Genomic DNA, 13,509 nt, shown 5'->3' on the forward strand with positions numbered 1-13,509 from the left:
CCGCGGGGGCGGGGTGCTTCAGGACGGATTCAGTCTCAGGCATGACGCCTCCGGAGGTTGGGTGAGTACGCGCCGCATCGGGATGGGGGGCCGGGACCGTAGCACGCGCGTTGTGACAGGCCCGTCAACGCCGCGCGGCTGGCCGCCGTGGGAGAGGGCTGCCCGCGATACCTTGCGAGGGGCCGGTATGAGACACTCCCTGCTCCCCATGGTCGAAGACCCCAACTCCGAGCGACAAGTCATTGGCGACCGCTACGTCCTGGAGCGGCGGCTGGCGGGCGGTGGCATGGGCACCATCTGGGTGGCGTTGGACCCCAAGCTCCAGCGCCGCGTGGCCCTCAAGCTGATGGCGGCCCACTGCGCGCCCGCGCCCCTGGCTCGCCGGCAGTTCGAATGGGAAGCGCAGGCGATTGCCCGCCTCCAGAATCCCCACGTCATCCAGGTCCACGACTGCGACCTCTCTGGCGAGACGCCCTACATCGTCATGGAGTGGCTGGTGGGCGAGGACCTGGAGGCCCTGTTGAACCGCCGCGGCCGGCTGTCCCTGGCCATGGTGGAGCGGCTGGTGACGCAGACGGCCCGCGCGCTCACCGCCGCGCATGCCGCGGGCGTCATCCACCGCGACCTCAAGCCGGCCAACCTGTTCCTCGCGCGCACCGAGCATGGCGAACAGGTGAAGGTGTTGGACTTCGGTCTGGCGCTGCTGATGTCGGGCGGCGCGGCCCGGCCGCATCCCGAGGAGGAGATGGCCGGCACGCCCCGGTACATGAGCCCCGAGCAGCTCCGGGGGCTGGCGCCGCGGCTGGACCACCGCTGTGACCTCTGGGCGCTGGCCGTGGTGGCGTACCGCGCGCTGACGGGACAGCACCCGTTCCCCCTGGAGTCACTGCGGCAGATGCGCCTGGGCAACGTGCCGCCGCCGCCCGCGACACCGTCCAGCCTGTCCCCGGAGCTGGGCCCGGAGGTGGACGCCTTCTTCGCGCGCGCCCTGGACGTGGACCCCGCGCGCCGCTTCCAGTCCGCGCACGAGCAGGCCTCCGCCCTCACCAGCGCGGTGGACGCGGGCCGGCCGTCGCGCCCGGCGAAAATCCTGGTCGTCGATGACGAGCCGGACATCGTCGTGCTGATGGAGCAGAGCTTCCGCAAGCAGATCCGCCGCTCCGTCTACCAGTTCCTCTTCGCCGCGGACGGCGAGGAGGCGCTGGAGGAGATGCGCCAGCATCCCGATATCGAAGTCGTCCTCTGCGACATCAACATGCCGCGCATGGATGGGCTGACGTTTCTGTCGCGCGTGGGGGAGATCAGCTCGCTGACCCGGGTGGTCATCGTCTCCGCGTATGGCGACATGAACAACATCCGCACGGCGATGAACCGCGGCGCCTTCGACTTCATCACCAAGCCCATCGACTTCCCGGACCTGGAGGCCACGCTCGTCAAGACGCTGAAGCACGTGCGCGAGCTGCGCCGCACCGTGCGCTACACGGAGGAGAACGGCCTGCTGCGCATGTTCGTCCCGGGCGCGGTGCTGGAGCGCCTGCCGCCGTTGCTCCAGGGCTCGGACGCCATGGCGGGCGAGTGGGTGGACGGCACGGTGGTGTTCATCGACGTGGATGCCTTCACGCCGGTGCTGCACCAGGAGGCGCCGCCGGAGTCCCTGCGCCGGCTCAACGCCAACTTCGAGGCCATTGTCCCGGAGTTGCTCGCGCGCGGCGGCATCGTGGACAAGTTCATGGGGGACGCGGTGATGGCCGTCTTCCGAGGCCCCGGGCACGTGGACCTGGCGCTGGAGGCCTGTCACGCCATCCACCGGCAACTGGGCGCGCTGGCGTCGCGTGGCGGCGAGGGCGCACCGTACGCGCATGGCGTCTGCGTGGGCCTGGATTCGGGCGACCTGGTGGCCGGCAGCGTGGGGGCGAAGGCCTCCGGCCGGCTGGACTTCACGGTGCTGGGGGACGTGGTGAACACCGCGGCGCGGCTGGCGGCGAGGGCCGGGCGTGGGCAGGTGCTGCTCAGCGGCCGGGCCCAGGCGCGTGCGGCGTCTCGCTTCCGCCTGCAGCCCGTGGAGACGGGCCTCTTCGAACTGGCCAGCGACGAGGGCCATGGCTCGCCGGACCCCGGCGACGCGACCGGCTTCCTGGCGCCGGATGCGGCGCCAGAAGACCGGGGAACCACGCAGGGCGGCTGAGGGGCCGCGCTCGCTGTCCCGTGATGTGGGAGTCCGGGGCGGCCGAGGGCGCCCCGCTCCTGGCGCACGGGAGCGGGGCAGGGGACTTCAATCAGGCATTGCTGACGCGCACCGTGGTCTTCATCTCGCGGCCGGACGCCGGGTCGCGGGCGCGCATGGTGAGGATGCCTTCCACGTTCACGTCGAAGGTGATCTCCACCTGCGCGGCGCCGGCGCGGCCGGGCTGGATGCCAGAGAAGGTGAACTCGCCCAGCATGTCGTTGCGGGCCACCAGCTCGTTGTCGCCCTGGAAGATGCGCACGGCGAGCTCGGTCTGGTTGTCCATGCTGGTGGTGGCCAGCAATTGCTTGGCGTTGGGGATGGACGCGTTGCGCGGGAAGACGGTGTGGAAGGCTCCGCCCGCCTTCTCCAGGCCAATGGCCATGGGAATCACGTCCAGGAGCTGGATGCGCAGGTTGGTGTCGTCCTGGAGCGAGTGCGCGTAGAGCGCGGCGCCGATGGCCACGGCCTCGTCCGGGTGCACGCCCTTGCTGGGCGGCTTGCCGAAGAACTTGGTGAGCCGGTCCTGGACGATGGGCATGCGCGTCTGGCCGCCCACGAGCATGACCTCGTCGACGTCCTTGGTGGACAGTCCCGAGTCCACCAGCACGCGCGCCACCATCTGCAGGGTGCGGTCCACGAGCTGGTTGGTGAGCTGCTCCAGCATCTTCCGGCTGAACTTCATCTCGATGTTCAGGGGCTGGCCCTGGGACGTCATCGTGATGAAGGGGATGTTGAAGGGGACCTCCTCGCGCGCGGACAGGTCGATCTTCGTGCGCTCGGCCAGGTCCTTGATGCGCTGCATCGCCACGGGGTCCGTGGCGAGGTCGAGGCCCGTCTTCGCCGCGAAGTCCTTGAGGACGTGGTGGATGATGGCGTTGTCGAAGTCGATGCCGCCCAGGAAGACGTCACCGCCGGTGGCCTTCACCTCGAAGACGCGGTCGCGGATCTCGATGATGGAGACGTCGAAGGTGCCGCCGCCCAGGTCGTAGATGACGACCTTCTCCTTCAGCCCCTTGCCCACGCCGTAGGCCAGCGCCGCCGCGGTGGGCTCGTTGATGATGCGCACCACTTCCAGGTCGATGAGCTTGCCCGCGTCCTTCACCGACTGGCGCTGCCGGTCGTTGAAGTAGGCCGGCACCGTCACCACCGCCCGCTTGATGGGCATCTTCAGGTAGTTGGAGGCGACCTCGCGGATCTTCCCCAGGATCTTGGCGCTGATCTCCTGGAGGGCGAACTCCTTCTTGCCCACGTCCAGGATGACGTCGCTCTGCTTGCCGGGGCGCATGTTGTACGCCACGACCTGCTTCATCGTGTCGACGACTTCGCTGCCGAAGCCTCGGCCCACCAGTCGCTTGGAACCGTAGACGGTGTTGCGCGGGTTGAGCTGCCACTGGCGCTTGGCCTCGTAGCCGATGAGTTCGTTCCCCTTGTCGTCGATCGCGAAGATCGAGGGGATGGTGTACTCGCCGCCCTTGTAGGGGATGAGCTTGACGTTCCCGCTGTCCTCGACAATCGCCGCGCACGAGTTGGTCGTGCCGAGGTCGATGCCGATGATGGGCTCCTTGTGCATCTTGCTTGGACTCCGGGTGGGTAGGCCGCAGAGGAAGGAAAAGACCGTAGCGCACCCTCGCGCCGCGCGCGAGTTCACACACCGCGGCGTTTGCCGCTCCCCGGGAATGCGGACCTGGGCTCCCTGCTTCCCCTGGAGGGGGCCGTAGCGCCCCCTGTGCCCGGCCGGTGGCCAGCAGCGCGTGCCCCAGCCGACAATGGCGTCCGGGGTGCTGGACATTGGTGACCCGGGCGGAAAACTTGGTGGTGGACGACGGACCAGAGGAGAGTCAACTTGGACGCGAAGGGTTATCTGCAGGAAGTGGGCGCGCAGGTGAACGCCGACTTCGTCAAGAACCGGTCGATTCTCTCCTTCGAGGAGTATCTCTCCCTCTTCTTCAGCGACCCGAAGGGGCAGGCCCGCAATGCGGCGCAGTACCTGCGGGACGTGATGGACCACTTCGGCACCACCACGGTGCCGCACCCCACGGGCACCATCCGGCGCTTCCAGGTCTTCGACGTGCCCGGCGGCGACCAGGACGACCGGGTGGCGGGCCAGGAGGAGGTGCAGAACGCCATCTACCGGTTGCTCGGCAACTTCGTGCGGGCCGGCCGTATCAACAAGCTCATCCTCCTGCACGGGCCCAATGGCAGCGCGAAGTCCACGCTCGTCAATGCCCTGAAGGAGGGCATGGAGACGTACTCGCGGCTGCCCCAGGGCGCGCTCTACCGGCTCGCCTGGGTGTTCCCGTCGGAGAAGCTCATCAAGGGCTCCATCGGCTTCGGCGAACGGGACTCCGCCAGTGGGGAGATGACCACCTTCGCGCACCTGGATGCGGAGTCCATTGACCTGCGCATGCCGTGCGAGCTGCGGGACCACCCGCTCTTCGCCGTCCCGCCCGGCGAGCGCCGCAAGCTGCTGGAGGCGGCGCTCAAGAAGAAGGGCCTGGGCAACGGGGATGGGGAGAGTGGCGACTTCATCCTGTCCGACTACGTGCGGGACGGCGAGCTGTGCTCCAAGTGCCGCCGCATCTACACCGCGCTGCTCAACTCCTACGGCGGGGACTGGCTGAAGGTGATGCGCCACGTCCAGGTGGAGCGCTTCTACGTGTCGCGCCGCTACCAGGTGGGCACGGTGACGGTGGAGCCGCAGATGAGCGTGGACGCCGTCGTCCAGCAGCTCACCGCGGACCGCACCCAGCTCAACGTGCCCGCGCCGCTGCACAGCACGGTGCTCTTCGAGCCGCACGGCCCCCTGGTCCACGCCAACCGCGGCCTCATCGAGTACGCGGACCTGCTCAAGCGGCCCCTGGAGGCCTTCAAGTACCTGCTGGGCTTCAGCGAGACGGGCGAGGTGCCGCTGGAGCCCTTCGTCCTCCAACTCGACGAGGTGCTCATCGCGTCGGCCAATGAGAAGCACCTCAACGCCTTCAAGGAGCTGCCGGACTTCGCGTCCTTCAAGGGCCGCATCGAGCTGGTGCGCGTGCCCTACCTGCGCCGCTACCGTACCGAGCAGCAGATCTACGACGCGCAGATCACCTCCACCACCGTGGGCAAGCACGTGGCGCCCCATGCCACGGAGCTGGCGGCCATGTGGGCGGTGCTCACCCGGCTGAAGAAGCCCATTCCGGACCGCTACCCGCAGGACGTGAAGGAGCTCATCGACCAGGTGACGCCGGTGGAGAAGCTGCACCTCTACGAGGAGGGCGCGCCGCCGGACCGGCTGAGCCTTGCCAACACGAAGGAGCTGCGCAAGCTGCGCGAGGACCTGTTCACGGAGTCAGACGCGTACCCCAACTACGAGGGGCGCTCGGGCGCCAGCGCGCGCGAAATCAAGACGGCGCTCTTCAACGCCGCGCAGAACACCGACTACAAGTGCCTCAACGCGCTGGCGGTGCTGGAGGAGCTGTCCGCCATCTGCAAGGACAAGAGCGTCTACGAGTTCCTCTTGCAGGAGGTGGTGGACGGCTACCACGACCATGACGCCTTCGTGCGGTTGGCGGAGGCGGAGTATCTGGACCGGGTGGACTCGGAGGTGCGCGAGTCCATGGGCCTGGTGTCGGAGGGGCAGTACCGCGAGCTGGTGGAGCGCTACATCCAGACCATCAGCCACTGGGTGCGCGGGGAGAAGATGCGCAACCGCGTCACCGGGGTGATGGAGGCGCCGGACGAGCAGCGCATGGTGGAGGTGGAAGCCATCATCATGCCGCGCGGCGAGGACGCCGCCGACTTCCGCCGGGGACTCATCGCCTCCATCGGCGCGCACCGGCTGGACAACCCGGACGCGGTCATGGACTACGGCCGCATCTTCCCGGACATGTTCAAGCGCCTGCGAGATCACTACTTCGAGGAGCGCAAGCGCGTGCTGCGCAAGAACAAGGAGAACGTCCTCAAGTATCTGTCCGAGGACCGCAACCAGCTCACCGCGCGCGAGCAGACGCAGGTGCAGAGCACGCTGAAGACGATGGCGGAGCGCTACGGCTACTGCGAGGCGTGCGCGAAGGACGCCATCCTCTTCCTGATGAAGAAGCGCTACGCGTGACCGGGCAGGCGTCCGAGGCCCGCCTGGACGCCTGCTTCCAAAGCCGGAAAGGGCTCGGGATGATGGGGGCTGCCAGGGAGTTGTACTGGCTGCATCCGTTTTCCCCCCAGACCGGAGAGTCGATGACCCGCTTCCTCCTGGGCGCCCCCGCCCTGCTCGCCCTCGTGTCGTGCGCCGGTGCCCCGCCTCAACCGGCCGCCGCCACCCCCGCATCCCAGGTGGCGCCCGTCGTCGAGCGTGTCATCGCGGTGCCGGACGCGCCGCGCATGACGCGCAAGGAGCAGGTGCGGCGCATCCTCCCGCACAACGTGCGGCTGCAGCTGGCCTCGCAGGGCAGGGTGCGCAGCACGGCGTCGGGCGTGGTGGTGGGCGCCGAGCGGGACGCGAACGGCGCCACGGTCGCCTGGGTGGTCACCAACGCACACGCGGTGGCCATGGACGGGCTGGAGGCTCCAGAGCTGCGCGTGCTGGTGGACCGCCGCGCGGAGTCGCTGGAGCACCGGGGCGAGGTGGTGGCGATGGGCGAGGTGCCTGATCTGGACCTCGCGCTGGTGCGCGTGCCGGGGCTGGACCTGCCCGCGGTGGAGCTGGCGGACGACGCGGAGCTGGAGCTGGGCGAGGACGTGGTGGTGGCCGCCTCGCCGTTCGGCCGCGCGCTCTCGCTCTCCGGCGGCATGCTGTCCCAGGTCGAGTGGGACAAGGCCTCCCAGCGCCCGAAGATGGTGAAGACGGACGCCCCCATCGGCTACGGGGCGTCGGGCGGCGGCATCTTCAGCCTGACGACGGGCCGGCTGCTGGCCATCGTCGAGGGCTACCGCACCGCGAAGGTGGACTTCGAGGTGCAGGAGGAGAACTACAGCTTCGACGTGCCCATGCCCGGAGAGACGTTCGCCGCACCCAGCGCGAAGGTGCGCCACTTCCTCCAGGCCAAGGGCTTTGGCCGGCTGCTGGCGCGCAAGCCCATGACGGAAGGTGGCGTCGCACACGCCGCCGGGCGTTAGCCACTTCGCGCGGCGTCCCAGTCCTCCGGGCGGGCTGGCAGGAATCTCGACACCGCGCGCGAGCGGGGTACATCCGCCGGACTGGAGGCGTGGGATGGCCGGACGTGTCTCGTGGGATCAGTACTTCATGGACATCGCGACGCAGGTGGCCTCGCGCGCCACGTGTGATCGCAAGCACGTGGGCGCCGTCATCGTCCGGGGCAGGACCATCCTGTCCACAGGCTACAACGGCGCCATCCGCGGGCTGCCGCACTGCGATGACGTGGGCCACATGATGGAGAACGGACACTGCGTGGCCACCGTCCACGCGGAGGCCAACGCCATCATCCAGGCCGCCACCAACGGCGTCAGCATCGACGGGGCGACCATCTACACCACCGCCTCGCCTTGCTGGCCGTGCTTCAAGCTGATCGCCAACGCGGGCCTGGTGCGCATCGTGTTCGGCGAGTTCTACCGGGACCCTCGCATCTTCGAGTACGCGGCCCGGCTGAAGCTGGACCTGGTGGGTCTGGGCGAAGCCGCCCGGCCTCCCGCCTCGGGTGCCTGATCACCCCGCACCGCGGGGCAGTACGGGCATTTCCGCGCGGATCGCGCGGGCTCCTCAATCGTCACCTGAAAAACACTCGCGGGCGGACTTAAGTCCGCGCCGTGCATGGGGAATTTGCCACTTCCGGCAAGAATTACCGACCCAGGGTTGACGATGTTGGAACGGCTCCCTAACTCTTGGCTCCGGTTGGGCGGCGGCGGGGGTGGATCAGGGAAAATCCCGAGGAGTTCCAGTTGGTTACCTCGACAGCAATGTCAAATAGTGCACCCTCTGTTGAGGCCGCGCCGCAGCCCGTCGTGGGCGCGGCCCGGTATCTGGCCGTCCCCACGCTGATGGACAGCCTGCTGCACGACGTCCGCAATCCGCTGAACGCGCTGGCCATCCACCTGGAGGTCCTGTCGGAGAAGCTGAAGGCGGAGACGGGGAGCGTGCCGCCGTCGCAGGAGAAGAACCTCAAGGCCATGCGCGATCAGATCCAGCGCGTGGACGGCATCCTGAAGCTGTTCAGCGACTTCGTCGTCTTCCGTGGCGGCGCGCCGGGCGTGGCGGACCTGTCGGAGGCCACGACGCGGGCGCTGGGCGTGCTGGGGCACGAGGGCCGCAAGCGCCGCGTCCAGGTCCAGGCGGCGGTGGAGGCGGGCGTCCAGGTCCGCCTGCAGGACACGTCGGAGCTGGGCTTCTTCCTCATCCAGGCGCTGCTGCGCGCCTTCCGCCGGGCGGAGAACGGCGGCTCGATCCGCGTCACGGTGCGTGGGGACGAGGCGAGCGCGGTGCTGGAGGTCGAGGATTCGGCCGGCGCCTGCCCCGAGCCCCTGCCCGAAGCCGTGGCCGCGCTGCAGCTGCGCTGTTCACAGTTGGGCGTCGACCTGTACGTCCGGGCGGGGCTGTGCCGCCTGAGTTTCTCCCGCGCCTGAGTGTCTCATCTGGACGGGCCGGCTTCTGATTTCGAGTCACGACAACTTCGCGTCACGACGCAGTACGGGAGGTCTTCACTTGGGCAGCGCACGAATCCTGGCCGTGGATGACGAACGCGACACGTGTGAGGCGCTGGCGGACATGCTCAGCGCATGGGGACACAAGGTCGAGATCGCATTCGACGGGCATGACGCCCTTCGCAAGGCGAACGAGTTCCGGCCGGACGTGGTCCTGTCGGACCTGGCCATGCCGGAGACGGATGGGCTCTGGTTGCTGCGCAACTTGAAGGAGGAGCTGCCGGACTGCCCGGTGGTCTTCCTGACGGGGCGAGGCACCATCGACGCTGCGGTGGAGTCCATCCGCGAGGGCGCCTACGACTTCATCGTCAAGCCACTGGATACCGCGCGGCTCAAGGTCTGTATCGACCGGGCGCTGGAGAAGAAGGAGACGCTGCGCGAAGTGCAGACGCTGCGGCGGCGTCTGAAGCAGCTCGGCTCGTCGGACCTGATTGCCCAGTCCGTGGGCATGCGCAAGGTCATCGAGCTGGTGGAGAAGGTGGCGCCCTCCAAGGCCAGCGTGTCCATCAGCGGCGAATCCGGCACGGGCAAGGAAGTGGTGTCCCGCGCGGTGCACAACCTGTCCCTGCGCCGCGACAAGCCCTTCATCGCCATCAACTGCGCGTCCATCCCGGCCACGCTCATCGAGTCCGAGCTGTTCGGCCACGAGCGCGGCGCCTTCACCGGCGCGGATCAGCGGCGGCCCGGCGTGTTCGAGATGGCCCACGGCGGCACGCTCTTCCTGGACGAATTGGGTGAGATTCCCATCGAGCTGCAGGCCAAGCTCCTGCGCGTGCTGGAGGAGGGCAAGCTGCGCCGGCTGGGTGGCAAGGTGGAGATCGAGGTGGACGTGCGCGTGCTCTGCGCCACCAACCGCGACCTCAAGCAGGAGATCAAGAACGGGCGCTTCCGCGAGGATCTCTACTTCCGCCTCAACGTCTTCCAGATCCACCTGCCGCCCCTGCGCGAGCGCCGCGACGACGTCCCCATCCTGGTGCAGCACTTCGTGGACAAGTTCCGCGGCGACTCCGGCAAGCGCGTCAGCGGCGTGCACCCGGAGGCCATGGAGGTCCTGAAGAACTACGACTGGCCGGGCAACATCCGCGAGCTGCGCAACGCGGTGGAGCGCGCCGTCATCCTGTGTGACGGGGAGCTGATCACCCGCGAGCACCTGCCGCCCGACATGGCCGGCAAGAGCCCGGAGCGCCACACCTTCCGGCTGCCCTTCGGGCTGAGCCTGGACGCGGTGGAGCGCGAGTACATCCTGGGCAGCCTCCAGCGGAACGGGAACAACAAGGCCCGCACCGCCGAGGTGCTGGGGGTGAGCGAGAAGACGCTCTACAACAAGCTCAACCGCTACGCGGCCGAGGCCCGCGCGCAGCAGGCGCCCGGCGGTGGTGGCGGCCCCCTGGGCGGGCAGGGGAGTGACGGCGCGATGGGGGCCATGGGCACCAACTCGTTCGTCATCCGCTGACCTCACAGGTAGGAAATCCCCTTCGGATTCCGGGCCCTTGGCCTGGCTCGGAGGGGATGCCCGCCCAGGCGGCGACCCCGCCGCGAAACCCCCGTCAATTCTTGACTTTTGACCTCCGGACGGGGGATTCTGGGGGGGTCTCCCACCCACAGGGAGTGCCCGGCCGTACATGTTCCACGCCTCGGGCAACTCCAGCGGCGCCAATCTATCCGGGCGCCCCGGAGTGTGCATCGGGTGCCGCGGGGGGGCACAAGGAAGGCCACAACGCAATGAGCGACGCGCGAGTACTTCACTTCTTCGGCGGCAAAGGCGGGGTAGGTAAGACCACGCTCGCGGCGGCATATGCGTTGAGGCTGTCGGAGGAGGCGCCCAAGGAGCGGGTGCTGCTCGTGTCGTTGGACCCGGTCCGCTCCCTGTCGGACCTGGTGAAGAAGAAGCTCCCGGCCAAGGCGACCAAGCTGGTCCCGGGCAAGGGAGACGGCGGCGTCTACGGCCTGGAAGTGGAGCCGACGGCGCTGATGAAGCCCTTCCTGGCCTCCTACCTGCCAGCGCTGTCGAAGGCCGCGGCGAAGGGCACGCACGTGTCGGAAGACGACATGGGCAAGCTGTACCAGCAGGCCGTGCCGGGGCTGGAGGAGCTGGTGGCGCTCTTCCACGTGGTGGACCTGCTGGAGGGCGAGGAGTTCGACCGCATCGTGGTGGACGCCGCGCCGACCAGCCACACCCTGCGGCTGTTCGATCTGCCGACGAGCCTGCGCAAGTTCCTGGGGCTGGTGAAGGCCGGCGGGGACAAGGCGGAGGCGCCGGCGAAGAAGGGCAAGAAGGCGGCCGCCGCGGCCGAGGCGCCCGGCTTCCTGGAGCAGGTGGGGCAGAAGGCGGAGAAGCTGCTGGCGCTGCTGAAGGACCCCACGCGCACGGCCTTCCATCTGGTGGCGCTGGCGGAGCCGGTGCCCGAGGCGCAGACGCGCATGCTCTTCACCCAGCTTCGCGAGCGCGGGCTGCCGGTGACGGAGATCGTCGTCAATCAGATCGAGGACAAGGACGGCTGTCCCGCGTGCCAGGGCCGCCGCGGCCTACAGGCCCCTCACGTCCGCAAGTTCCAGGCGCTGGACAAGACGGTGCCGGTGCACCTGCTGGGCCGGCGTGAAGTGGCGCCGCGCGGGCTGGATGGCCTGGCGCTGTTCGCCAAGGCGTGGGCCGCCGGCAAGGAGACCAAGGCGCTGGAGTTCGCCGCGGCCGAAGGGCCTCCGGCGCTGGTGCGCGCGCCGTCCATGCCGCCCATCGCCGCGCCGCCGCTGCCGCCCACGCGGCTCATCTTCTTCGTGGGGCAGGGCGGGGTGGGCAAGAGCTCCTGCGCCGCCGCCGCCGCGGTGACGCTGACGGAGAAGGAGGGGCCGGTGCTCCTCATCTCCACGGATCCGGCGCACTCGCTGTCGGACGTGCTGCAGAGCCGCCTGACGGACACGGAGACGCAGGTGAAGGGCACCAAGGGCCTGTACGCGCGCGAGCTGGACATCGCCGGCTGGTTCAATGCCCTGCGCAAGCGGGTGAAGGAGAAGGCGGAGAAGGCCTTCGAGGGCGCGCCCCGGTCGGGCAGCGAGGTGCCCTCGGATCTGCTCTACCTGCGCAACCTGCTGGAGTGCGCGCCGCCGGGCATCGACGAGCTGGCCGCGCTGTCCTGCTTGACGGACGCGCTGGTGCAGGAGCGCTTCAAGCGCATCGTGGTGGACTCGGCGCCGGTGGTGACGTCCGTGCGCGTGGTGGAAATGGCGGAGACGGCCAAGACGTGGCTGGGCGCGCTGCACGCGGTGTTGGCCAAGCACCGCGCCAAGGGCCTGGGTGAGCTGGCGGACGACATCGCCGGGATGATCAAGCACGTGAAGCGCTTCGAGGACGCGCTGGCCTCCCCGAGCGAGGCGCGCTTCGTGGTCGTCACGCGTGGCGAGGAGCTGGCCGCGGCCCGCACCGAGCGGCTGGTGGAGTACCTGAAGGAGAAGAAGCTCCCCGTGGAGCGGGTGCTCGTCAACCGCGTGGGCCCCAAGTCCACCTGCGACAAGTGCGAGAGCCGGCGCAAGCTGGAGCTCAACGCGGCGAAGGCCATCGAGAAGAAGCTGGGCCTGCCTGTGACCATGGCGCCGGCCCTGGGCCGTCACCCGGCGGGTCTGCGCGAGCTGAAGGCCTTCCGCACGGCGTGGTACGCGTTGTCGCCGCCGGCCGCGAAGACCAAGGCGGCCTGAGGTTCAGGCTCGCCGTTGAGCGAGCCAAGGGGCCCTGCCGGGCTTCGTTTCACCCGGCGGGCGTGTCCTGGCTGTTTGCAGAAGTAGAGGGGGCCGCCGCCACATCCGCCTCACGCCCTGATTCCACCCCGAAGAATCATCCCTTCCCACCTGCCCCCGTGCGCACCATGACGACGCGCGGCATGGGTGCCAAGGGGGTTGCGCGGGCCGTATCTGAAAGCGAGCGCGCGAGCTCACGCGTCGCATTCCGAAGGTGAGTCGGTGAACGTCTCCAGGCCGGGGAAGGTGAGCGCGCCCGTCTGCGTCAGCGTGCCTTCCAGCGGCGCCCGGCCATTCAACCGAAGCGTTACCTGTCTGCCGCGCACCGTGTAGCGGCCTCGCGTCTCCTTGTTGCGGGGCGTCCCGTCGTCGCCCACCTCCTTCGTCCACAGGGTGACCTTGCCGGAGGGGCCGAAGCGCAGCCCCTGGGTGGTGCCGTAGACGCCCACGCCCGGGCCGAACCAGGACACCTCGCGCAGCAGCACGGGGACATCCGCCTCCCTCGCCGGGCTGCGGCCCAGCAGCTTCTGCCAGCCCAGGGTGTCCCGGATGGGGGTGAAGTCCGCGTCCTCCTTCGCGCGGGTGAGCCGCCGGGCATCCAGCTTCACCGCCTGGGTGAGGTGCTCGACGATGACGTCCCGGTGGGCGCTGTACTCGCAGACCTTCCCCTGCTTGCGGAGCATCCCCAGGGTGGCGGCCAGGTTGTAGTGCGCCAGCGCATAGCCCGGGGACTCCCGGGCGGACGCCTGGAAGCGCTCCAGGGCCTCTGGGTAGCGCCCCGCCTGGTACAGCCGGAAGCCCTGGGTGTTCAGTCCTCGGGCATTGGGGGTGGACGCGGCGCCCGTGAGGGCCAGGAGCAACAGGGGCAGGGCGGGGTGCATGTGCCTCCAGACAGGGGTGCGTAAACGCTTGCGCGTTGAAAG

At 69.0% G+C, this 13,509-nt stretch carries 9 protein-coding genes; 7 read left to right on the forward strand and 2 right to left on the reverse strand.

Annotated elements, in window-relative coordinates; all coding sequences use genetic code 11:
• Positions 1–112: 112 nt before the first annotated feature.
• Complete coding sequence (locus tag HNV26_RS08970) at positions 113–2,185, forward strand: protein kinase domain-containing protein (protein WP_171444618.1); 2,073 nt, start codon at positions 113–115, stop codon at positions 2,183–2,185.
• Between the two features lie 91 nt (positions 2,186–2,276).
• On the opposite strand, the gene HNV26_RS08975 is transcribed toward HNV26_RS08970, so the two are convergent.
• Positions 2,277–3,797 carry an Hsp70 family protein gene (locus HNV26_RS08975; protein ID WP_011554055.1) on the reverse strand — a complete coding sequence of 507 codons (1,521 nt, stop codon included), beginning with the start codon at positions 3,795–3,797 and terminating at the stop codon, positions 2,277–2,279.
• Positions 3,798–4,070: 273 nt separating this feature from the next.
• On the opposite strand from HNV26_RS08975, the gene HNV26_RS08980 reads away from it, so the two are divergent.
• The 6 genes from HNV26_RS08980 to HNV26_RS09005 all read left to right on the forward strand — a co-directional run bounded on the left by HNV26_RS08980 (position 4,071) and on the right by HNV26_RS09005 (position 12,547).
• Positions 4,071–6,317, forward strand: coding sequence for a PrkA family serine protein kinase (locus HNV26_RS08980; protein ID WP_171444617.1), 2,247 nt, complete (start codon positions 4,071–4,073; stop codon positions 6,315–6,317).
• A gap of 122 nt (positions 6,318–6,439) precedes the next feature.
• A complete protein-coding gene (locus HNV26_RS08985; RefSeq protein WP_171444616.1) occupies positions 6,440–7,318 on the forward strand; it encodes a S1 family peptidase in 879 nt (292 codons plus the stop codon).
• Between the two features lie 94 nt (positions 7,319–7,412).
• Positions 7,413–7,865, forward strand: coding sequence for a deoxycytidylate deaminase (locus tag HNV26_RS08990; RefSeq protein WP_171444615.1), 453 nt, complete (start codon positions 7,413–7,415; stop codon positions 7,863–7,865).
• 176 nt (positions 7,866–8,041) lie between these two features.
• Complete coding sequence (locus tag HNV26_RS08995) at positions 8,042–8,779, forward strand: HAMP domain-containing histidine kinase (RefSeq protein ID WP_171444614.1); 738 nt, start codon at positions 8,042–8,044, stop codon at positions 8,777–8,779.
• A 79-nt stretch (positions 8,780–8,858) separates the two neighbouring features.
• A complete protein-coding gene (gene nla6 / locus HNV26_RS09000) occupies positions 8,859–10,310 on the forward strand; it encodes an enhancer binding protein Nla6 (protein WP_171444613.1) in 1,452 nt (483 codons plus the stop codon).
• 269 nt (positions 10,311–10,579) lie between these two features.
• Complete coding sequence (locus tag HNV26_RS09005) at positions 10,580–12,547, forward strand: ArsA family ATPase (protein WP_171444612.1); 1,968 nt, start codon at positions 10,580–10,582, stop codon at positions 12,545–12,547.
• A gap of 233 nt (positions 12,548–12,780) precedes the next feature.
• On the opposite strand, the gene HNV26_RS09010 is transcribed toward HNV26_RS09005, so the two are convergent.
• Positions 12,781–13,467 (reverse strand): tetratricopeptide repeat protein, encoded by a 687-nt coding sequence (locus HNV26_RS09010; protein WP_253816368.1) that lies wholly within the window; start codon positions 13,465–13,467, stop codon positions 12,781–12,783.
• Positions 13,468–13,509 lie beyond the last annotated feature (42 nt).

This window comes from Myxococcus xanthus, assembly GCF_013116825.1.
GTDB classification, from domain to species: domain Bacteria; phylum Myxococcota; class Myxococcia; order Myxococcales; family Myxococcaceae; genus Myxococcus; species Myxococcus xanthus_B.

Coding starts and splice junctions, on each gene's coding strand:
- HNV26_RS08975 (WP_011554055.1), bottom strand. CDS start 3,797: ATGCACAAGGAGCCCATCATCGGCATCGACCTCGGCACGACCAACTCG.
- HNV26_RS08985 (WP_171444616.1), top strand. CDS start 6,440: ATGACCCGCTTCCTCCTGGGCGCCCCCGCCCTGCTCGCCCTCGTGTCG.
- HNV26_RS08990 (WP_171444615.1), top strand. CDS start 7,413: ATGGCCGGACGTGTCTCGTGGGATCAGTACTTCATGGACATCGCGACG.
- HNV26_RS09005 (WP_171444612.1), top strand. CDS start 10,580: ATGAGCGACGCGCGAGTACTTCACTTCTTCGGCGGCAAAGGCGGGGTA.
- HNV26_RS09010 (WP_253816368.1), bottom strand. CDS start 13,467: ATGCACCCCGCCCTGCCCCTGTTGCTCCTGGCCCTCACGGGCGCCGCG.